Consider the following 20980-nt stretch of genomic DNA (forward strand, 5'->3'; position numbering starts at 1 on the left):
ATCGCGCCGTACAACGCGCCAAGGTGGCTTTGCCGGCGCCTCCTGCGCTGGTCGGGATTGGCGTCCTGAATGAAGTTTTTCACGAGCAGGCTTGCAACGTCGTTGCCGGCCCGAACAATGCACCGTCCGTCGTTCTGCGGCGGGCGGTGCGAGGGGATCCCCGGATCCGCCGGCGTCATTCCTCGTGAAGAGCTTCACCGGCACGCCAACCCGCACCGCCCGCCACCTTGCATCCCGCAGGTGGCCTCGCCTCGTGAGGTTGCCGCCATGAACACGCCCCACCCCACCTATCCACGCCTGCATGCACTGCTCGGTGGTGCACTGCCCGGCCTGCAGCTGTCCAACGCCGCAGCCGAAGCGTTGGAAGATGCGCTCACCGAAGTCGACGAACAGGCGCCGCCCTCCGCATTCTTCGCGCGGCTGCGCGGCATCGCTCACAGCCACGCGGCCGACGGCCAGGCGTGGCGCGAACGGCAACTCAGCGAGGCGCGCGGCCGGGACTTGGCCGAGGCAACGCGCTGCCTGGCGGCAGTGTCTGCGTGTGGGGGCGTGTTGCTGGCGGCGCAGTCGGCGCGCGAGATGGATGATGCGCAGGCGCAGTGTCCGCCGCAGGTGGAGGAAGGGCTGCTACATGCGGTGGTCGTGTTGGCCGATCATGCCGGGGCGTTGGTGGAACCGGATGCATGCGCACCGCTGTTGTAGAGCCGAGCCTATGCTCGGCTGCGCGGAGGTCATGGCGTCGGTGGGATTCGTGCCGACCAAGGTCGGCACCTACCAGAGCGGCGTCATGGCGCCGGTGGGATTCGTGCCGACCAAGGTCGGCACCTACCAGAGCAGTGTCATGGCGCCGGTGGGATTCGTGCCGACCAAGGTCGGCACCTACCAGAGCGGCGTCATGGCGTCGGTGGGATTCGTGCCGACCAAGGTCGGCACCTACCAGAGCAGTGTCATGGCGCCGGTGGGATTCGTGCCGACCAAGGTCGGCACCTACCTGAGCAACGTCATGGCGCCGGTGGGATTCGTGCCGACCAAGGTCGGCACCTACCAGAGCAGCGTCATGGTGTCGGTGGGATTCGTGCCGACCAAGGTCGGCACCTGCCAGAGCTACGTCATGGCGTCGGTGGGATTCGTGCCGACCAAGGTCGGCACCTACCAGAGCTACGTCATGGCGCCGGCGGGATTCGTGCCGACCAAGGTCGGCACCTACCAGAGCGGCGTCATGGCGCCGGTGGGATCCGTGCCGCCCAAGGTCGGCACCTACCAGAGCGGCGTCATGGCGTCGGTGGGATTCGTGCCGACCAAGGTCGGCACCTACCAGAGCAGCGTCGTGGCGTCGGTGGGACTCGTGCCGACCAAGGTCGGCACCTACCCAAGGTTGCGGTTGTCACCAGTCCGCACGCAGGCCGATGTTGCCTTCGATGATGCGGCGCTTCTCGTTGCGGTCGCCGCCCAGTTCGCGCGTGTAGTCGGCCACGGCATAGGCGCTGATCGTTCGGTTGAAACGCCCGACCACACCCACGCCGGCTTCCAGCGCGCGTGAGCGCTGCGAATTGATGATCACGTCGTCGTCGAAACGGATGCGGTCTTCACCAGAACGGCCATGCCAGTAATTGAGCTTGAAATACGGCTGCCAGCCGTTGTCGGCCAACTGGTAATCGCCCGCCAGGCGCAGGCCGATGCGGCCGGTCCAGGCGTTATCGTTGTCGAAGCGCACGCTCGATACTTCATCGCGACGGTCATCCAGCGAAGTGCGCTGCCAGATCACCTGCACCTGCGGTTCCAGCCACCATGCGGACTGCCCGAAGTGCAGCAGCGGCTTGCCCGCCTCCACCGACACGCTGGTACCGTCGCCGCTCAGGCCGAAGCCGAGCCCACGCGAGGAACGCACGCGGCCGTCGTAGCGGCTCTGCATCGCCACGGCGTCGATGTAACCCCCACTGCTGTCGGTGAAGGTCCAGTACAGGCCCACGTGCTTGTCATCCAGGCGGTTCTGGCCTACCTGCACGTTCTCCCAGCCCAGTGCCAGACCCGTGGTCTTGCCCTGCGCGCGGGTGCGGCCAACGAATACGCCGATCTGGTTGCGGTGGTTGTCAGACGCCGCAGCCCACACGTCGAGACCGGCCTGCAGGCCCATCACATCGCCATCGAAGCCCGGCTGCGCATCACCCCTCCAGTGGATCTCGCTGCTCTGCCCCACCAACCGGCCCCAGGCGGTGCGGAATATGCCCTGGTTGTACAGCAGGCGCTGTTCGCCCTGCCGCTCGTGGAAGGTACCGAGGCTGGCCAGCGAGGTCTCGCGCAGCAGCGGTGGCACCACGGCGTAGGCGGCGGTCTCCACGCGGTACAGCGGCACCACCGCGCCTTCGGCCGGGCGTGCACCCGGCGTTGGTGGGGTGCCGGTACCGGGCAACGCACCGCCGGCCACCGGCACGTCCGGCACCGCCGGGTCGCTGGGCGGCGCCACCGGCGCCGGTTCTGGTGGCGGCGGTGGCGGCGCGGCCTCGCCGGCGGTCAGGTTCGGATCGGTAGCGCCTTCAGGCGGCGGCGGCGGTGCCGGGGTGATCGCCGGCGGCGGTGCGACCGGCGGCGTCAGGGGCGGTGGCGTGGCAGTGCCGCCGCCGTTGGGTGCCGGCGTCGGCCCGGTCACCAGCGTCGATCGCAGGTACCAGTTCTCGCTGGTGCCGGCGCTGACACCACCCTTGAACAGGAAGTACTCGTAGGCACCGGCTGCAACCGGTGCGAACAGCGAGAACGCGCCCGGCGCAGTGCGGCCACCATTCAAGGCCTGCACCACCAGGATGCCATCGGCCAGCGTGGCGGCGCCGCTGCCGCCGGCATTGAGCACGCCGATGCCGGTGGTACCGGTGGCGGTTCCGCCATCGATCACCAGGCGGTCGCTGCTGGAATTGTCCGCGCCCAGCACGGTACGCAGGTACAGGCCACCGCCGTCACCACGATAGTTGCCACGCACGGTGAACACGTCGCCTGCGCCGGTGCCGGTCAGGTCGATGCGCCCGGCATTGGCCATCTCCACCAGTGCACCACTGTTGAACGGACGGACTGCATGGCCGCCACTGCCCGCGTAGACGGTGCTGGTGTCGTCCACGGTGAGCGTGCCGGTGCCGGTTCCGCTGTCGCCCAGCACCAGGTCGCCATCAAAGGTCAGCTCTGTGCTGTTGGCCAGGCTGATCGCCTCCCAGTTCTGGAAGCGGCCCACGCCGGCAGTCTTGACGTTGTGGAAGTTGAGCTGGTCGATGCCACCGCCACCGTCGAACAGCGGCACCGCCCCCAGGTTGCCCTGGTTGAGGTTGCCGAGGTTGGCGACGTCGTTGTCCGGCCCCATGTCGATCGCGCCGTAGACGATGCCGCCGCCATTCCAGTTGAAGGTGTCGTTGCCGGTACTGAGCAGTACCTGCCCGCGCACGGTGCCGTCGGTGATGGTCACGCTGTCGTTGCCGCCGCTGACGCTGATGTTGCCGCCGATGTAGGCGGTACCCGAGATGATGATGGTGTCGGTATCGAAGCCGGTCACCACGTTGCCGTCCACGGTGCCGCCGGACTGGTCCCACAGGTTCTTGTCCAGCTTCATGTTGACCCGGCCGATGCGGCCAGCGGTCATCCACGCCTGGTCACCATCCTCGAACGCACCGATGATGCGGCCACCGCTCATGCGGAAGGTATCGATGTTGTCGCCCTGCTGCAGCGCGCCGACCGTGCCGCCACTCATGACGAAATCATCGCGGCCACTGCCCTGCGCCACCACGCCGGTGACGGTGCCGCCGGTGACGGTCATCTGGTCATCGCCACTGCCTTGGTCGACGCTGTCGATCGTACCGTTGTCCAGCAGCAGCGCATCATTGCCATCGCCCTGCAGCACACTGCCGCTGATGCTGCCAGCCTGCATGTCCAGGCGATCATTGCCGGCACCGAACTGCACGCCGGTGCGCCCGCTGATCGTTCCGCGGTTGACCAGCACGCTGTCGCCCGCGCCGACGAACTGCAGGGCGGTGTTGTTGCCGGTGCTGATGCTGCCCGAGTTCTCGACGCGGCTGCCGCCACCGAGCTGCACCGCCACGCCGCCCACCGAACTGATCGTGCCCAGGTTGGACAACAGGTGCCCACCGGCCCCGACAAGCGAAATCGCGCTGCTGCCACCGCTTTGCTGCAGCTGCGCCGTGCTGGCGACAGTGACGGTGATGCCGGCGGCGCCATTGGCGGTGACGGGAACGGTCTGCGGGTTCGGCGCATTGGCATCGCAGGTGACCGTCTGGCCGGCGACGGGGGCAACGCTGTCACAGCCGGCCCAGGCGGCGCTGGCGGTCAACAGCATGACGGAGGGAACAGCCAAAGCCTGCAGTACGGAAACAGTGAGGCGGCGCATACGCACTGCGCGCGGGACGGCACGGGACATACAGCACTCCTGGACAGGGGATCAGGAACTGCGGATATGCGGTACTGCGAGCGAAGTCTGCGCCATGGTGAACGGTTTCGGCAGGTGAATTTGCGTGCCGATCATCACAGTTCAGATGCGAACCTGATCGGGCATCACCCCACCTCTACGTGCCTGAAATCGTTCATCTTTGCGGGGTCATGCCCATGTCTGGATGAGGTGGCCTCCCGGGTTGGGTCAGAGCCCTTTCCTGCGGAAAGGGATCCGACCCGGAGCCGTCAGATCTTCAGATAGATCTTCCGCCGGTCCAGCCACCACGCCACGCCCCACCACAGCGCGACGAACGCCAGCGCCTGCAGCATCGACGCCAGCTCGAGCGCGTGCGGCATCGCGGCGGCCAGTTGCTGCCAGATCCAGCCCCACGCGCCGGTCGCCATCAGCGCCACCGACATCACCGATGCGCCAAGATAGGCGGTAATTGCGTTGACCCCGAAACGGCGGCCCAGCGGCGGCCATCGCTTCTGGTCGATCAACACATGGCCCAGCCACAGCGCCAGCGCGGCCAGGCCGCCGGTCCACAGCACATAGCTGGGCGTCCACAGCTGCTTGTTCAACGGCAGCACCGTGGCCAGCAGCAGCCCCAGCACGGCGGTTGCCACACCCAGGCCAGCCAATGCCGCCGCACGACCGTTGCGCAGCAGGCCACCGGCAATCAGGCCGAGCACGGTACTGGCCAGCGCACCCAGCGTGCTCAGCAATCCTTCCGGGTCATGGCCCAGTCCGGTATCGGCGTGCCACTGGTAGATCCACGGTGCGAACAGCGTGGTGTCCAGGCGGCTGGCCGGGTTGGTCCATGGCGCCAGATCACCGATGCCCAGCAGCAGCACGGTGTAGCCCACCAGCAGCGTGACCAGCACGCCAGCCTGCACGCGCGGCCGCGCATACACCGCCAGAACACCCACCAACGCTGCGCATACCGCAATCCGCTGCAGCACGCCCCAGATGCGGAAGTGATGGGTATGCAGCGCCCACCAGATCAACAGGTGCAGCAACGCGCCGGCGAGCAGGATGCGCAGTGCACGCTCCAGCACCCCGCGCGCCAATGCTGGCCGTGCAGCGGCATCCAGCGCGCGCGGTGCCACGCTGAAGGCCATCGACACACCCACCAGGAACAGGAAGAACGGGAACACCAGGTCGGTGGGCGTGCAGCCATGCCATTCCGAGTGACGCAGCGGCGCGAACACCGCACTCCAGTCGCCCGGATTGTTGACCAGCAGCATCGCCGCCACGGTGATGCCGCGCAGGGCATCGATCGAGCCCAGACGGCGTGGCGGCATACTGTTCATCAGGCGGCCTCGTACTGTCCGGCAATCCAGGTACCACGGACCTGCAGGGCGTCGTCCAGCAGCACCAGGTCGGCCTGGTAGCCCTCGGCGATGTGGCCAAGGCGGTCGTCGACGTTGAGGAACTGCGCCGGATAGGTCGACGCCATGCGCGCCGCTTCGGCCAGCGGTTGGCCGAGCAGCTGCACGGTATTGCGCACGGCGGTGGCCATGTCCAGCGCCGAGCCGGCCAACGAACCGGCGGCATTGCGCACCACGCCATCGATGGCGGTGATGGTTTCGCCATACAGCACGTAGCTGGGATCGTCGGCTCCAACCGGCGGCATCGCATCGGTCACCAGCAGCAGGCGACCGCGCGGCTTGGCCGCCAACGCCACGCGCAGGCTGGCCGGGTGCACATGCACGCCATCGACGATGATGCCGATCCAGCTGTCGCGGTCTTCCAGCGCGGCGCCCACCGCGCCGGGCTCGCGGCCCTGCAGCGGCGACATCGCGTTGTACAGGTGGGTAAAACCGCGCACACCAGCATCCAGCCCGGCGCGGATCTCTTCGTAGGTCCCGGCGGTGTGGCCGGCGGCGACGATCACGCCACGCTCGACAAGCGCACGGATGGTCTCCAGCGGCACGCGCTCCGGGGCCAGCGTCAGCAGGGTCACGCCGTTGTCCAGCGATGCGGCCAGCGCAATCTCCGCTTCGTCCGGCACGCGGAACTTGCTGGCATCGTGCGTGCCCTTGCGCGCCGGCGCGATGTACGGGCCTTCCAGGTGGATGCCGATCACGCCCGGCACGCCCTGCGCAATGGCCTCGCGCATCGCACCGATGGCTTCGCGCATCATCGCCACGTCATCGCTGATCAGCGTCGGCAGCATCGCAGTGGTACCGAAGCGGCGGTGCGCCTGCGCGATGGTGCGCAGTGCCGCCACGTCCGGCGTGTTGTTGAACAGCGCGCCGCCGCCGCCATTGACCTGCACATCGATGAAGCCGGGCAGCAGCCAGCCGCCTCCCAGGTCCACCTGCTCGGCCGCGTGGCCCAGCTGGGGTGCTGCGTCGGGCAGCAGCGCGCTGATGCGACCGTCCTCGATCACCACCGCCAGGTCGTCGCGGAACTCATCGCTGGCCAGGATGCGGGCATTGCGCAGCACCGTCACCATCACACCGTCTCCGTAACCTTGTTCAGATGCGGCGGCAGGTCCGGGTTGAAGCCACGGCGCAGCGCCAGCGCATTGATGGCGCGATAGAAGCTCTGCACGGTCAATAGCGGTGCGCACAGCGGATGCGGCGCGGCAGCCACCGGCAGGTTGCCGCCGGCACCGGCCATCCACACCTGCGCACCACGTGCGGTGAATTCATCGACCACCGCACGGGTACCGGCGCCGGTCTCGTCCGGCTGGGCGAAGGCCAGCACAGGGAAGCCACGGCCGACCAGCGCCATCGGGCCGTGCTTGACCTCGGCCGAGCTGTAGGCTTCGGCGTGCAGGCTGCAGGTTTCCTTGAACTTCAGCGCCGCTTCCTGCGCCGCACCCAGGCCCAGGCCGCGGCCGAGCACGAACAGGTTGGTGGCCTCGACCAGGCCCTCGGTCACCGCGCTCCAGTCGCACTGCCAGGCTTCACGCATCGCGTCCGGCAGCAGGTCCAGCGCCGCACGCAGGCTGCTGTCCTGCTTCCAGTACGCGGCCAGCTGCAGCAATGCGGCCAGCGAGGCCAGGTAGCTCTTGGTCGCTGCAACGCTCTTCTCGGGGCCGGCATGCAGCGGGATGACCGTGTCGGCCAGCTGCGCCAGCGGTGAATCCTCGACGTTGACCAGCGCGATCACGCGCGCGCCGGCGGCCTTGGCCGCCTCGGCGTTGCGCAGCAGGTCCGGGCTCTTGCCCGACTGCGAGATGACGATGAACAGTGCGCCGCGCAGCTGCAATGGTGCGGCGTAGACCGAGCCCACTGATGGCGAGGCCGACGCGACCACCAGCCCCAGCTGGGTTTCCAGCAGGTACTTGCCATAGGTGGCGGCGTGGTCGGAGCTGCCGCGTGCACAGGTGACCACGAACGGCGGCGGCGCGGCACGCAGGCTGGCGGCCAGGGTTTCCAGGGTGGCGTGGTTGCGCGAGAACTGGCGCGCGACCACGTCGGCCGCTTCAGCGGCCTCGGCGAACATCAGGGTAGCGGTGGGGTCTGACAGCGACATGGCAGGCTCAGGCAGGATCGGAAGGAAGGGGGCGTGCGCCGGCCGGGCGCATCGGCGCGGTCGAACCGCGCACCACCAGCTGCGGCACGAAGCCCTGGTTGTGCAGCGGTGCCGGCGCATCGTCGTAGGCGTCGCTGCGCAGCTGCGCGATCAGCAGGCGCGCGGCATGGCGGGCGATGTCTTCGGTGGCCTGCTTGGCGGTGGTCAGCGGCGGCCACGACTGGCGCGAGAACGGGCTGTCCTCGAAACCGGCAATGGACAGGTCGTAGGGCACGTTCATGCCGGCCGACTTGGCGGCGGCCAGCACGCCGGCAGCGATTTCGTCGTTGGAACCGAAGATGGCGGTAGGCGGTTCGCGCAGCGCCAGCAGGCGGCGCGCGCCACGGAAACCGTCGTCGAAGGTGTAGTCGCCCTGCACCACCAGGTGCTTGTCCACGGTCATGCCGTAGTCCTTCAACGCGGCCTCATAACCGGCATAGCGTTCGCCCGAGGAGCGGTGCGAGCTGCCGCCCCAGAGGAAGCCGATGCGCTGGTGCCCCAGCTGGATCAGGTGTTCGGTGATCTCGTAGGCGGCCTCGCGGTCGTCGACGAACACGCAGGCACCGTCGGCCGGATCTTCGGTGGCCGCAATGATGCGCACCAGCTTGATGCCACGCGCGGTCAGCGCCTGGATCAGGTCGCGGCGCTCGGACATCGGTGCGGTCAGCACCAGCCCGGCCAGGCGCGAACGCTGCACCCAGTCAGCCAGTTCATCGGCCAGCAGCGGCGAACTGGAATCACAGGGATGGATCTGCAGGCCGAACCCGGTCTCGCGGCAGGCGGCGAGCACGCCGTTCTGCACGCCGATGATGTGGTACGGGTTCGGGTTGTCGTAGACCAGCCCGATCACGAAGGTGGTGCCGCTGCGCAGGTTGCGCGCGGACGGATCGGGTTCGTAATCGAGCTCGGCGATGGCACGCAGCACCCGCGCGCGGGTGGCCTGCATCACCGAGGGCTCGTTGTTGATCACCCGCGATACCGTCTTCAGCGAGACCTTGGCCTTTTCGGCAACGTCCTTGATGGTCGCTCTGCGCATCGGTTTTTCCTGGGGTTGGCTGCCGTCCATCATCGCCGATCAGCTCCGGTCCTGCGGCAGGCCCACGCGGTGGCCCACCACCGAATAGAACAGGATGTACAGGTAGCAGGGCACCATCAGCAGCACGAACACCAGCTGGAAGTCGATGTGCTGCTTGAGCACGGCGAACAGCTGCGGAATGATCGCGCCGCCGGCGATGCCCATCACCAGCAGGGCCGAGCCGGTCTCGGTGAAGCGGCCCAGGCCGCGGATCGCCAGCGGGAAGATGGCCGGCCACATCATGGCGTTGGCAAAGCCCAGCAGCGCCACGAAGCCCACCGAGACGTAGCCGTGCGTAGCCCAGGCGCCCAGGCAGAACACCACGCCCATCACTGCCGAAATGGTCAGGTAGCGCGACTGCGAGACCAGGCCGGGGATCGCCAGCAGGCCGACCACGTAGCCGGCCAACATCGCACCCAGCGTCAGCGAGGTGAACATCTTGGTCTGGTCCAGCGGCAAGCCGAAACCGTGGCCGTAGGTGCCGATCGCATCACCAGCCATGACCTCCACGCCTACGTACACGAACAGGCACAGCACGCCCAGCCACAGATGCGGGAACTGGAAGATGCTGCGGCGCTCGGCGGTTCCTGGTGCACCTGACGGCGTTGCATTGGCTTCGGAGGACTTGATCTCCGGCAGAGGCGAGAACAGCACGGCCACCGCCAGCACCACCAGCAGCGCGGCCATCGCCAGGTACGGCGCATGGATCTTGGCGGCGAATTCGTTGAGCAGCGCGACCTTGGTGACCGCGTCGGCGGCCTGCACCTGCTTGTCCAGGTCGCCGATGCCATGCAGCACCAGGGTGCCGATCAGCACCGGCGCCAGCATGCCGGCGATCTTGTTGCAGATGCCCATCAGCGCGATGCGGCGTGCCGCCGTTTCAATCGGCCCAAGGATCGAGATGTACGGGTTGATGGCCGTCTGCAGCAGGGCCAGGCCGCTGCCGATCACGAACAGGCCGCCCAGTGCGCCGGGGTACCAGCGCTGGGTGGCGAATTCGCCGAACAGGGCGGCACCACCGGCCATCACCAGCAGGCTCAGGCTCAGGCCCTTCTTCATGCCGGTGCGGCGCAGGATCCACGACGAGGGCAGCGCCAGAAAGAAGTAGGACAGGTAGAACACCATCAGCACCAGGAAGGCGCCGACCTCGCTGAGCTCGAAGGCGAGCTTGACGAAGGTGATCAACGGGCCGTTGAGCCAGGTGAAGAAGCCGATCAGGAAGAACAGCACGCCGACGATGGCGATGGAGGTGGCCACGTTCGGGCGCGCGCTTGCAGCGGGGACGGCGGACATCAGGAGGGCTCCTGCGGCGACAGCCGCAGAACGCGGCGTCGGAGAGTGGCTGGGAACAACGTTGTCACATTCTTTCGATGGACAGCTGCGGTTTGTCAACTTCCGTCCGACGCCCCCTGCGCCTCATGTTGCACTGCGCAAGGCGGTCGCCGTGCATCTCGCTGAATGCGCTGCGCGGCTTGAGCCCCATGGCACAACGGTTCCCGCGTGAATCCCGCATTCACGCCATGTAAACGTTTACCACGTGGCGCATTCGTTGCGGCGCAGCAACGAAAGTGTCACGAACTCGTTGACATCGTTGTCAGCGCGGTTACAGACTCCGGCCCAATCGCCGCTCCCGATCCCGGGGCCGGCCCCACCTGCAGCAGGAGCCCGCGTGACCGCCAGCCACCCCGCCCCGGCCCATGTCCTGTCCCGCGTCGCGCCCTCGTTCCTGGCCGCCGACGTCGGTGGCACCCATGTGCGCGTGGCCCGGGTCCAGGCCAGCGGCGATGCCGCCCATCCGGTGCAGGTGCTGGAATACCGCAAGTACTGCAACGCCGACCACGCCGGTCTCAGCGCGATCCTGTCCGACTTCCTGGGCGAAGGCCCACGCCCCACGCACTGCGTGGTTGCCAGCGCCGGCTACGCCCGCGAGGACGGCACGGTGATCACCGCCAACCTGCCGTGGCCACTGTCGGCGCGCCAGGTGGAGGCCGATGTCGGCCTGCAGCGGGTCTACATCGTCAACGACTTCGAAGCGGTGGCCTATGCCGCTGCGCAGGTGGACGCCAGCGGCGTGCTGCACCTGTGCGGGCCGGACACCGGCACGCGTGGCCCGACCCTGGTGGTCGGTCCCGGCACCGGCCTCGGCGCCGCGCTGTGGATCCCCACTGCGCACGGCCCGGTGGTCCTGCCGACGGAAGCCGGCCAGCCGACCCTGGCGGCCAGCACCGAACTGGAAATGGCCATCGTCCGCCACATGCAGCGCGACCGCGCCCACGTGTCGATCGAACATGCGATCTCCGGCCCCGGCCTGATGAACCTGTACCGCGCGGTGTGCGCGCTGCAGGGGCAGGCACCGACGCTGGCCAGCCCCGATGCGGTCACCGCCGCCGCCATGGCCGATACCGATGCGCACGCGCGCCAGGCGCTGGATGTGTTCTGCGGCCTGCTCGGCAGCACCATCGGCGACATGGCCCTGTTCTATGGTGCCCACGGTGGCGTCTACCTGGCCGGCGGCATCCTGCCGCAGATCCGCGAATACCTGCACGCCAGCACCTTCGTCGAACGCTACCTGCAGAAGGGGCCGATGGGCGAAGCACTGGCACGCATCCCGGTGAAGGTCGTCGAACACGGCCAGCTGGGCGTGGTCGGCGCTGCCAGCTGGTACCTGCAGCAGCAGTCGGCCGCCTGACACCGCAACAGGCTTCAACGCAATCGCAGCACGCAGTACGTGGCACGCCAACGCACGGGACTTCGCCGCCGCCCCGCGCATGTCATCGCAACCGTTATCGAACACCGCCGCCGGCATCCAATCGAGTGATGAGGAGAGACATCATGAATACCCGCAAGACCCTGCTTTCGGCCGCCATCGTCAGCTGCATCGCCTTCAGTGCGCACGCGCAGCAGGCTGCCCCGACCGCCACCGACCTGGACACCGTGACCGTTACCGGCATCCGTGGTTCGATGGAAAAATCGCTGGACACCAAGCGCGAAGCCAATGCGCGCGTGGAAGTGGTCACCGCCGAGGACGTGGGCAAGCTGCCGGCGCACAACGTCGCCGACACCCTGCAGCGCCTGCCGGGCGTCAACATCAGCTCGTCCAGCGCCGATGAAGGCGGTTTCGACGAAGCCGACCGTGTCAGCCTGCGCGGCACCAGCCCGAGCCTGACCCAGACCCTGATCAACGGCCACACCGTCGGTTCGGCCGACTGGTTCGTGCTCAGCCAGGGCAACAACGTCGGCCGCAGCGTCAGCTACTCGCTGCTGCCGTCCGAACTGGTCAGCTCGGTGGAAGTGAACAAGTCCTCGCAGGCCAAGCTGCAGGACGGCGGCACCACCGGTACCGTCAACATCATCACCCGCAAGCCACTGGAATTCTCCAAGCCGTTCACCGCGGAAGGCTCGATCGGCCTGGTGCGCTCGGACCAGGCCAAGTCGAACGACCCGCAATATTCGGCGCTGTTCAACTACAAGAACGACGAAGGCACCTTCGGCGTGATGGTGCAGGGCTTCAGCCAGAAGCGCGAACTGCGCCGTGAAGCGCAGGAAATCCCGGGTGGCTTCTTCAAGATCGGCGCAAACGATCCGGTCGCCAGGACCAATCCGGACCTGATCGGCGTCAACGTTCCGGGCCTGCTGGGTTCGACCCTGTTCGAACAGACCCGCGAGCGCAAGGGCGGCCTGGTCTCGCTGCAGTTCAAGCCGAGCGACAGCCTCACCCTCGGCCTCAATGGTTTCAGCTCCGAGCTGAAGGCGAACAACTACAACCGCAACTTCATGATGTTCGGCAACAGCTTCGCCAAGTCGCAGGCGCCGGATCCGGGCTATGTGGTCAAGGACGGCGTGCTGACCAACGCCAACTACAAGGGCGTGCCCGGCACCGACTATGCGGTGTACGACATGATCTACCGCGAGTCGAAGGCCAAGTCGAGCTATGTCACCTTCGATGCCGACTGGCAGATCAGCGACAGCCTGACCGCCAAGTTCCAGGCCGGCAGCACCAAGGGTACCGGCGAGACGCCGCGCCAGTACATCGCCGAGGTCACCCTGGCCAACGGCGGCGGCGCCAGCTGGGCTACCCACGGCAATGGCTCGCCGATCGACTGGAACGTCGGCGGCGACATCTCGCCCAACGGCGTGACCAGCTTCGGCACCTGGGGCAACCAGCAGGTCACCGCTGAAGACAAGGAGAAGTGGGCCACGCTCGACTTCAACCAGTACTTCAACGATGGCGGCGTGCTGAGCTCGATCGACTTCGGCCTGCGTTTCGCCGACCACAAGCGCGAAGCGCTGTCGCCGGAAGGTGCAACCCCGGGTGACATCTGGAGCGCGCTGAAGAACGGTGCGACGGCCAACTATCCCAGCGGCTTTGCCGGTGACATCGGCGGCACCTTCCCGCGCAACCTCTGGTACTTCACCCCGGGCGCGCTGAAGGACGCGGTGACCAACAACTCCACCTGGCTGGCCGGCAATGATGGCCCGACCGGTCGCCACAACTATGGCGCCGAGTGGAAGGTGAAGGAAAAGAACTTCGCCGGCTACGTGCAGGCCAACTTCCGCGGCGACTGGTGGAGCGGCAACGTCGGCCTGCGCTACGTCAACATCAAGCAGGACATCGACACCTACAACGCCGTCAGCAAGGCCGCCGATGCCGATGTCAGCAGCCTGTTCGGCATGTGGGAGCGCCTGGCCTTCCAGAACAAGCGCAACCGCGTATTGCCCAGCGCCAACATCAAGTTCGACCTGGACGACTCGCTGGTGCTGCGCGTCGCCGCCTCGCAGACCCAGACCCTGCCGGACTACTCGGCACTGGGTGCCTCCTCGTACGGTTCGGACCTGAACCGCACCGGCGGCGGTGGCAATCCGAACCTCAAGCCGACCCTGTCGACCAACCTGGACGCCAACCTGGAGTGGTACTTCATGCCGCGCGGCCTGCTGTCGGTGGGCGCGTACCACATGAACCTGAAGGACTACATCGCCTTCGACGTGGTCTCGCGCCAGCTGTACAGCGAACTGACCAACCAGCTTGAGACCTACCAGATCTCCACCCCGATCAATGCGGACGGCAAGGTCACCGGCGTGGAAGTGGCCTACGAACAGCCGATCGGCGAGTACTTCGGCGTCAATGCCAATTACACCTACGCCAACGGCACCACCTCGCACACCTGGTCGGACGGCTCGCACAACCTGCTGGGCACCTCGAAGAACACCTACAACGTGGGTGCCTACTTCGAGAACGAGCGCTTTGGCGCCCGCGTCAGCTATACCCGCCGTTCCTCGTTCCTGATCAGCCTGTCGGGCACCAATCCGTACTACCAGGATGACTTCGGCACGCTGTCGGCGTCGCTGAGCTACAAGGCCACCGACTGGCTGAGCATCACCCTGGATGGCCTGAACCTCAACAACCCGACCTACAAGTACTACCAGACCGCGGCCATCCCGACCTCGTTCTACAGCAACGGTCGCCAGTACTACCTCAACTTCCGCTTCAAGTACTGATCCAGCGGCGGCAACATCGCCGAGTCGTGCACGCACGCCGGGCCTGGGTCATTCCGGGCCCGGCGTTTTTCATGTATAGCGTTCATCGCACCGTTCCAAGGAGTCGTACCGATGGTCAAGCCTTCCCGCGCCCGGATGCGCAGCGCAGTGCTGCTGGGCAGCCTGCTCGCCCTGTTGCCGGCACTGCCGGCACTTGCCCCCGACCCCATGCCGGCCGCTGAGGCACCCGGCCCGCAGCTGCGTGCCGGCAGCCTGATGCTGATTCCCGCCCCCAGCAATGTGCAGCCTGGCCAGGGCAGCGGCATCACCGTGCGCGCCGATACCGTGCTGCAGGCCGAAGGCGAGGCCGCACAGCGCGTCGCCAGCCAGTTCGCCGACCTGCTGGCGCGCAGTGGCGGCCCGCGCCTGGGGCTGGCCAAGGGCAAGGCGGCGGCCAGGACCGGTGGCATCCGCTTCCAGATCGTGCCCACCTTCCGCGACAGCGGCGAGGGCTACACGCTGGAAAGCACCGCACAGGGCGTAGTGGTACAGGCCGGCAACGAAACCGGCCTGTTCTACGGCGCAACCACCCTCGCCCAGCTCGCCACCGGCGGCAGCAACGGCGTGCTGCCAGCGGTGCAGATCCAGGACGCGCCACGCTTCAGCTGGCGCGGTTTCATGCTCGACTCGGCGCGGCATTTCCAGAGCCTGGACGAGATCAAGCGCGTGCTCGACGCAATGGCCACGCACAAGCTCAACACCTTCCATTGGCACCTGACCGATGACCAGGGTTGGCGCATGGAGATCAAGCGCTATCCGAAGCTGACCGGAGTGGGCAGCTGCCGCCTGCCGGCCGGCGACGGTGGCATCGATCCGGTCACTGGCAAGGAGCATCCGTATTGCGGCTTCTACACGCAGGACCAGATCCGCGAAGTGATTGCCTATGCCGCGAAGCTGCATATCCAGGTGATTCCGGAAATCGATGTGCCGGGGCACGCGACCGCAGCGATTGCCGCATACCCGGAACTGGGTTCGATCAATACCCCGCTGAAGCCGATCAGCGAATGGGGCGTGTTCCCGAACCTGTTCAACGTGGAAGACAGTACTGTCACCTTCCTCCAGAACGTACTGGAGGAAGTGATCGAACTGTTCCCGGCCAAGTACGTGCACGTCGGCGGCGACGAGGCGGTCAAGGACCAGTGGGAAGCCTCCAGGCAGGTCCAGCAGCGCATGCGTGCGCTGGGCATCAAGGATGAAATGGCCATGCAGAGCCACATCATCAAGCGCCTGGAGACCTTCCTGGAGGAGCACGACCGGCGCCTGATCGGCTGGGATGAAATCCTTGAAGGCGGGCTGCCGCCGCAGGCCACGGTGATGTCCTGGCAGGGCACCGAAGGTGGCCTGGCCGCGGCCAGTGCTGGCCATGACGTGGTCATGTCGCCGGTGGGCTACCTCTATCTGGATTACCTGCAGACGGCCTCGCCGAACGAACCGCCGGGCCGCCCGGCCCAGGTCAACCTCGGCAAGCTGTACAACTTCGAGCCCGTGCCGGCCGAGCTGGCCGCTGACAAGCGCGGGCACATCCTCGGCCTGCAGGCCAACATGTTCACCGAACACACGCGCACCTATGCGCGCCTGCAGCACAACCTGTTCCCGCGCCTGGCCGCGGTGGCCGAGACCGGCTGGAGCAGGCCGGAGCATCGCGACTTCCGCGATTTCCTCGCGCGCCTGCCCGCGCAGCTGCAACGCTACCGCGCCTGGGGCCTGGCCTACGCGCAGACCCCGTTCGAAGTGGGCGTGGACTACACCGACAACCGCGCCGCCAACACGGTGACCGTGTCGCTGGCCAACCCGCTGGGCTATGAGGTGCGCTACAGCACCGATGGCCAGCCGGTGACGGCGCAGTCGCCGCTGTACCAGCAGCCGCTGACCAGTACGCTGCCGACCACGGTGCAGGCCGCCGCGTTCTACCAGGGCCAGATGCTGGCGGCGAAGCCGACGGTCGCGGACTTCAGTGCGCAATCGCTGCTCAGCCGCCGCAGTGACGAACTGCTCAGCTGCGTAGGCAAGAAGGGGCTGGTGCTGCGCCTGGAAGACGATGGCCCGCGCGAGGGAAACCGCGCAGTGTTCAACGTGGACATCTTCCAGCCATGCTGGCGCTGGCCACAGGCACAGCTGGACGGCATCGGCAGCGTGGAAGTCCGCGCGGGGCGTATTCCGTACTACTTCCAGCTGGCCCACGACGAGCCCAAGCGTCGCTTCGAGAAGGCCAAGCGTGCGCATGGCGAGATGCTGGTGCGTCGCGGCGACTGCAGCGGCAAGGTGCTGGCCGAAGTGCCGCTGCCGGCCACGCCGGATGCCGATGGCTTCGTGACGCTGCGTGCGACGCTGCCGAAGGGCTCCCAGGGCACCGGTGACCTGTGCATCAACTTCACCGGCGACACGCGCCCGGCGATGTGGGTGCTGGATGAGGTCACGCTGGGGAAGTGACCCCAAGCCTGTCCTGGCGCAATCGATCCACGCATGGCGTGGATCTACTGTAGAGCCGAGCCCATGCTCGGCTGCCTTTGGGAGATCGATCCACGCATGGCGTGGATCTACTGTAGAGCCGAGCCCATGCTCGGCTGCCTTTGGGAGGAAGCCGAGCATGGGCTCGGCTCTACAGGAACTTTACCCGCGCCAGCGCAGCAGCAGATCGCGCAGCGGGGTCAGTGCCGTAGCCAGGCCGGCCAGCACGCCGATCGTGTTGGCCAGCGCGTCCATCGGATCGGCCATGCGGTCATCGGTCAATGCGCCCTGCGCGAACTCGATGCCGATCCCCATCAGCACCAGGCCCACGCCCACACACAGCAGCGGACGTCCGTGCCGGAACAGCTGTACCGCGCTGCCAGCCAGGATGAAATAGGCGAGGAAGTGCTCACCCTTGTCGCCGTTTTCCGGCAACGGAATCGGTGGCGGTGGGATCAGGCAGACCACGATCACCAGCAACACCGCGCTGAACCACAGTGCGGTCCACAGCCGCGGCCGCCGCAGTGGCTTGATCAGCGGCAGCGCATCGTTCACAGGCGCCAGCTCAGGTCACCCAGCTCGAAGGCGGGCTCGAAGTCGACGCCGCGCTGCAGGCCGATCGCCTGGAAGCGCTCCCCCATCTCGGTCGGCAGGGTCAGCTTCTTCACCTGGTCGCGCAGCTGGATGCGGCCGACTTCATCGGTGCGCTCCTCGGCCAGCGACAGCACCTGGTCCAGGCCGTTGCCGAGCAGGAAGCTGGCCTGGCTGCAGTAGCCCGCCAGCTCGAAACCGCCGTGCATGCCGGCCTCGGCCATCGCGGTGAAATCCACCGACGCGGTGATGTCCTGCAGCCCCGGCCAGCGGTGCACGTCGTTGTGCACGTGGTGGCGGTAGAACGCGCGTACGGTGCCCTCATCGCGGTCGTGCTGGTAGAACTCGCCACGGTTGTAACCGTAGTCGATGAACAGCATCGCACCGCGCTGCAGGCCGCCCGCCACCGCCTGCAACCAGTACGGCAGCTGCGGCAGCACCTCGGAACGGTAGCCCTCGGCGAAAGGGCGCTCCAGGTAGCGCTCGATGTGGCGCACCGCACCGTTGAGCAGGATGTCGGCCGGCTGCGCACCACGGATGAAGTTGCCTTCGGCGTCCAGTTCCACGGTTTCCTCGTAGACCTCGCCATCCCGGATCAGGAAGCGCGGCGTCGGCAGCGCGTCGATCACTTCGTTGGCAAACACCACGCCCTCCCAGTCCTCTTCGAACGGGCGATCGACCCAGTCCACGCGTGCGGCCAGCTCGGCCGGCAGGTTCTGCTGCAGGCGCTGTTGCTGGCGCTCGCGCAGGTCGGCGCTGGGTTCGAGGATGGCGTAGCGCGACGGCAGCGCGTCCAGCTCGGCCAGACGCAGCAGCACCGCTTCGGCGAAGGCGCCGGTACCACCGCCCAGTTCCAGCATCCGCGCCTGCGTACCCAGCTGGGCGAACACCGGCGCCAGCGCGTTGGCCACGCTGCCGGCGAACAGGCTGCCGAGCTCGGGCGCGGTGGTGAAGTCGCCACTGCCGCCGAATTTGCTGGCGCCGGCGCTGTAATAGCCCCAGCCGGGGGTGTACAGGCACAGCTCCATGAAGCGGGAGAACGGCATTGCCCCGCCCTGCGCAAGGATTTCGGCGCGCAGGGCAGCGGCCAGCTGGTCGCTGTGGGCCAGGGCATCGGCTTCGGGCAGGGGGAAGGTGGGCTGCATGGCGTCTTCGAATGCGGTGACAATGGTGCACAGGATAGCCGAGCCTTGGAGGACCCTCGATGAGCGATACCCACCCCGTGGTCCTGATCACCGGCAGCGCGCGCCGGATCGGTGCGGCCATCGCCCGCCAGTTCCACGCCTGTGGCTGGTCGGTGGTGCTGCACGCCAACACCTCCAGCGCCGAGCTGCAGCAGGCTGCGTTCGATTTCGACAACGTGCGCCCGGGCAGCGTGCTGGCCCTGCAGGCCGACCTGCGTGACGCCGACGCCCTGGCCGATCTGGTCGAACAGGCCGTCACCCACTTCGGCCGCCTGGACGCGCTGGTCAACAACGCCTCCAACTTCTTCCCCACCCCGCTCGGCCAGGTCACCGCCGAGGCGATGGACGCGCTGTATGCGGTCAATGCACGCGCGCCGCTGCTGCTGTCACAGGCGGCAGCGCCCTACCTGCGCCGCCAGCAGGGCTGCATCGTCAACCTCACCGACCTGCACGGCACCGACCCGATGCGTGACCACATCGCCTACACCATGGCCAAGGCCGCGCTGGAGATGGCAACGCGCGCGCTGGCGCTGGAGCTGGCGCCGAAGGTGCGGGTCAATGCAGTAGCGCCGGGTGCGATCCTGTGGCCGGAACAGGGCAAGGATGATTTCGCCCGCGAGGCGCTGCTGGCACGCACGCCTTTGGCGCGGATCGGCACCGTCGAGGAGATCGCCGAGGCGGTGTACTGGCTGGTGGCCGAGGCCAGCTTCGTCACCGGCCACACCCTGCGCGTGGATGGCGGGCGTACGGTCAGCTGAAAGGTTGCCGGGGTCCACAACGGGGTCAGATCCCTTTTCCCGGCGGGAAAAGGGATCTGACCCCGTCACTCCAGATCCACCACCTCGAACGCCTCGCCAAACTGCGGGTGCGCGCGCCACAGCGTGGCCAGGTCCTGGCCGCTGACCGGGTCGATGAAGCCCGGCGCGATGTCGGCCAGCGGCTTCAGCACGAACGCGTGCTTCAGCTCCGGCCGCGGGATGCGCAGGTGCCCCGGGCCTTCCAGCACCAGGTCGCCATAGAACACCACGTCGATGTCCAGGGTCCGGTCGGAGAAGCGCGGCCCGCTGCGGTCGCGACCGTGCGCGTCTTCCAGCGCGTGCAGCCAGTCGTCCAGTTCCTGCAGCGGCAGATCGGTCTCGATCGCCACCGCATTGTTGAGGAAGGCCGGGCCATCGAAGCCGACCGCGGCGGTACGGTAGGCCGGCGATACCTGCAGCGCGCCGAAGCGCTCGCGCAGGGCCGCCACCGCGGCGTGGAGGTAGCGGCGGGGCTGGACATTGCTGCCCAGGCTCAGGAGCACGGTCGTCATGCGGTTCAGGTGGCAGCAATGGGGGCGTGGACATGCCGTCGTCACGGCGGCCTGCCTACAATCCGGGATGCACATGATAGGGCACCGACATGACCTATTGCGTTGGAATCGAGGTGGACGAGGGCCTGGTCTTCGCTGCCGACACCCGGACCAATGCCTCGCTGGACGATGTGCGCGTGCACCGCAAGCTGCACGTGTTCGAGTATCCCGGCCAGGCAGCCTACGTGCTGATGGCGGCTGGCAACCTGGCCACCACCCAGCTGCTGGTGTCGCGTCTGGGCCGCGACGCCGCAGAGCGGCGCGTGCCCAACCTGCGCGACATGCCCCACCTGTTCGAAGCCGCCGAGTACGTCGGCCAGCTGCTGGTGGACAGCCAGGTGCACACCAACCACAGCGAACATGGCCACGATGGGGTCAATACCCAGGCCACGCTGATCTTCGGCGGGCAGATCGCCGGCGAGCGCCCCGGGCTGTACATGATCTATCCGCTCGGCAACGCCATCGCCGCCTCGCCGGAGACGCCCTACCTGCAGATCGGTGAATCCAAGTACGGCAAGCCGATCCTCGACCGCATCCTCAGCCCGGCCACGCGCCTGGAGGATGCCGCACGCACGGCGATCGTCTCGTTGGACTCCACCATCCGTTCCAACCTGTCGGTGGGCCTGCCGATCGACCTGGCGCTGCTGCGCGACGGCGAACTGCGCATCGGCCAGCAGCTGCGGCTGGGTGCGGATTCCACGCTGTATGCGGACATCCACCAGAACTGGTCGCGGCGGCTGGAACAGGCAGTGGACGCCCTGCCGCGCTTTCCCTGGGAAACCAACGGACGGTAGTGCCGGCCGCTGGCCGGCAACCGCGTTGATCCCACCACACAGGGATGCCGGCCA

Annotated in this window: 15 protein-coding genes; 6 read left to right on the forward strand and 9 right to left on the reverse strand. The window is 67.3% G+C overall.

Going from position 1 to position 20980, the window contains the following annotated elements; genetic code table 11:
• The first annotated feature begins 267 nt into the window (after positions 1 to 267).
• A complete protein-coding gene (locus tag ACT6SE_RS17940; RefSeq protein WP_046432528.1) occupies positions 268 to 702 on the forward strand; it encodes a hypothetical protein in 435 nt (144 codons plus the stop codon).
• A gap of 682 nt (positions 703 to 1384) precedes the next feature.
• On the opposite strand, the gene ACT6SE_RS17945 is transcribed toward ACT6SE_RS17940, so the two are convergent.
• The 6 genes from ACT6SE_RS17945 to ACT6SE_RS17970 form a co-directional block, all read right to left on the reverse strand.
• Positions 1385 to 4411 carry an autotransporter family protein gene (locus ACT6SE_RS17945; protein WP_046432529.1) on the reverse strand — a complete coding sequence of 1009 codons (3027 nt, stop codon included), beginning with the start codon at positions 4409 to 4411 and terminating at the stop codon, positions 1385 to 1387.
• Between the two features lie 257 nt (positions 4412 to 4668).
• Positions 4669 to 5736 (reverse strand): acyltransferase family protein, encoded by a 1068-nt coding sequence (locus tag ACT6SE_RS17950; protein WP_046432531.1) that lies wholly within the window; start codon positions 5734 to 5736, stop codon positions 4669 to 4671.
• A complete protein-coding gene (gene nagA, locus ACT6SE_RS17955) occupies positions 5736 to 6884 on the reverse strand; it encodes an N-acetylglucosamine-6-phosphate deacetylase (protein WP_046432532.1) in 1149 nt (382 codons plus the stop codon). The genes ACT6SE_RS17950 and nagA overlap by 1 nt, the downstream gene beginning before the upstream one ends.
• A complete protein-coding gene (locus ACT6SE_RS17960) occupies positions 6884 to 7912 on the reverse strand; it encodes an SIS domain-containing protein (protein ID WP_014648419.1) in 1029 nt (342 codons plus the stop codon). The genes nagA and ACT6SE_RS17960 overlap by 1 nt, the downstream gene beginning before the upstream one ends.
• A 7-nt stretch (positions 7913 to 7919) precedes the next feature.
• Positions 7920 to 8987 carry a LacI family DNA-binding transcriptional regulator gene (locus ACT6SE_RS17965; RefSeq protein WP_005411045.1) on the reverse strand — a complete coding sequence of 356 codons (1068 nt, stop codon included), beginning with the start codon at positions 8985 to 8987 and terminating at the stop codon, positions 7920 to 7922.
• 39 nt (positions 8988 to 9026) lie between these two features.
• On the reverse strand, positions 9027 to 10319 hold the full coding sequence (locus ACT6SE_RS17970) for a sugar MFS transporter (RefSeq protein ID WP_046432535.1): 1293 nt from the start codon (positions 10317 to 10319) through the stop codon (positions 9027 to 9029).
• A gap of 376 nt (positions 10320 to 10695) precedes the next feature.
• Here ACT6SE_RS17970 and ACT6SE_RS17975 point away from each other — a divergent pair, with 376 nt between their 5' ends.
• From ACT6SE_RS17975 to ACT6SE_RS17985, 3 genes are all read left to right on the forward strand, one after another.
• A complete protein-coding gene (locus ACT6SE_RS17975) occupies positions 10696 to 11715 on the forward strand; it encodes a glucokinase family protein (protein WP_049420386.1) in 1020 nt (339 codons plus the stop codon).
• 143 nt (positions 11716 to 11858) lie between these two features.
• Entirely contained in the window at positions 11859 to 14522 is a 2664-nt protein-coding gene (locus ACT6SE_RS17980; protein ID WP_046432541.1) for a TonB-dependent receptor, read from the forward strand.
• A 111-nt stretch (positions 14523 to 14633) separates the two neighbouring features.
• Positions 14634 to 16991 (forward strand): beta-N-acetylhexosaminidase, encoded by a 2358-nt coding sequence (locus ACT6SE_RS17985; RefSeq protein ID WP_046432542.1) that lies wholly within the window; start codon positions 14634 to 14636, stop codon positions 16989 to 16991.
• Between the two features lie 180 nt (positions 16992 to 17171).
• Here ACT6SE_RS17985 and ACT6SE_RS17990 read toward each other — a convergent pair whose 3' ends face one another.
• Complete coding sequence (locus ACT6SE_RS17990) at positions 17172 to 17564, reverse strand: membrane protein (protein ID WP_046432545.1); 393 nt, start codon at positions 17562 to 17564, stop codon at positions 17172 to 17174.
• Positions 17561 to 18745 carry a class I SAM-dependent methyltransferase gene (locus tag ACT6SE_RS17995; RefSeq protein WP_014648426.1) on the reverse strand — a complete coding sequence of 395 codons (1185 nt, stop codon included), beginning with the start codon at positions 18743 to 18745 and terminating at the stop codon, positions 17561 to 17563. The genes ACT6SE_RS17990 and ACT6SE_RS17995 overlap by 4 nt, the downstream gene beginning before the upstream one ends.
• 59 nt (positions 18746 to 18804) lie before the next feature.
• Between ACT6SE_RS17995 and ACT6SE_RS18000 the strand changes: the two genes are divergently transcribed.
• Positions 18805 to 19542 (forward strand): pteridine reductase, encoded by a 738-nt coding sequence (locus tag ACT6SE_RS18000; protein ID WP_014648427.1) that lies wholly within the window; start codon positions 18805 to 18807, stop codon positions 19540 to 19542.
• Positions 19543 to 19607: 65 nt separating this feature from the next.
• Here the strand turns inward: ACT6SE_RS18000 and folK are convergent, their stop codons facing one another.
• A complete protein-coding gene (gene folK / locus ACT6SE_RS18005; RefSeq protein ID WP_014648428.1) occupies positions 19608 to 20093 on the reverse strand; it encodes a 2-amino-4-hydroxy-6-hydroxymethyldihydropteridine diphosphokinase in 486 nt (161 codons plus the stop codon).
• An 89-nt stretch (positions 20094 to 20182) separates the two neighbouring features.
• Between folK and ACT6SE_RS18010 the strand changes: the two genes are divergently transcribed.
• Positions 20183 to 20926, forward strand: coding sequence for a 20S proteasome subunits A/B (locus tag ACT6SE_RS18010; RefSeq protein WP_046432549.1), 744 nt, complete (start codon positions 20183 to 20185; stop codon positions 20924 to 20926).
• Positions 20927 to 20980: the final 54 nt, after the last annotated feature.

Source organism: Stenotrophomonas sp. LC732, assembly GCF_052446685.1.
Classification (GTDB): Bacteria; Pseudomonadota; Gammaproteobacteria; order Xanthomonadales; family Xanthomonadaceae; genus Stenotrophomonas; species Stenotrophomonas muris.

Bases quoted from the DNA above. Each gene is read 5' to 3' on its own strand.
- ACT6SE_RS17950 (WP_046432531.1), bottom strand. From the start codon at position 5,736: ATGAACAGTATGCCGCCACGCCGTCTGGGCTCGATCGATGCCCTGCGC.
- ACT6SE_RS17960 (WP_014648419.1), bottom strand. From the start codon at position 7,912: ATGTCGCTGTCAGACCCCACCGCTACCCTGATGTTCGCCGAGGCCGCT.
- ACT6SE_RS17985 (WP_046432542.1), top strand. From the start codon at position 14,634: ATGGTCAAGCCTTCCCGCGCCCGGATGCGCAGCGCAGTGCTGCTGGGC.
- ACT6SE_RS17965 (WP_005411045.1), bottom strand. From the start codon at position 8,987: ATGCGCAGAGCGACCATCAAGGACGTTGCCGAAAAGGCCAAGGTCTCG.
- nagA (WP_046432532.1), bottom strand. From the start codon at position 6,884: ATGGTGACGGTGCTGCGCAATGCCCGCATCCTGGCCAGCGATGAGTTC.
- folK (WP_014648428.1), bottom strand. From the start codon at position 20,093: ATGACGACCGTGCTCCTGAGCCTGGGCAGCAATGTCCAGCCCCGCCGC.
- ACT6SE_RS17940 (WP_046432528.1), top strand. From the start codon at position 268: ATGAACACGCCCCACCCCACCTATCCACGCCTGCATGCACTGCTCGGT.
- ACT6SE_RS17995 (WP_014648426.1), bottom strand. From the start codon at position 18,745: ATGCAGCCCACCTTCCCCCTGCCCGAAGCCGATGCCCTGGCCCACAGC.
- ACT6SE_RS17970 (WP_046432535.1), bottom strand. From the start codon at position 10,319: ATGTCCGCCGTCCCCGCTGCAAGCGCGCGCCCGAACGTGGCCACCTCC.
- ACT6SE_RS17980 (WP_046432541.1), top strand. From the start codon at position 11,859: ATGAATACCCGCAAGACCCTGCTTTCGGCCGCCATCGTCAGCTGCATC.
- ACT6SE_RS18010 (WP_046432549.1), top strand. From the start codon at position 20,183: ATGACCTATTGCGTTGGAATCGAGGTGGACGAGGGCCTGGTCTTCGCT.
- ACT6SE_RS18000 (WP_014648427.1), top strand. From the start codon at position 18,805: ATGAGCGATACCCACCCCGTGGTCCTGATCACCGGCAGCGCGCGCCGG.
- ACT6SE_RS17945 (WP_046432529.1), bottom strand. From the start codon at position 4,411: ATGTCCCGTGCCGTCCCGCGCGCAGTGCGTATGCGCCGCCTCACTGTT.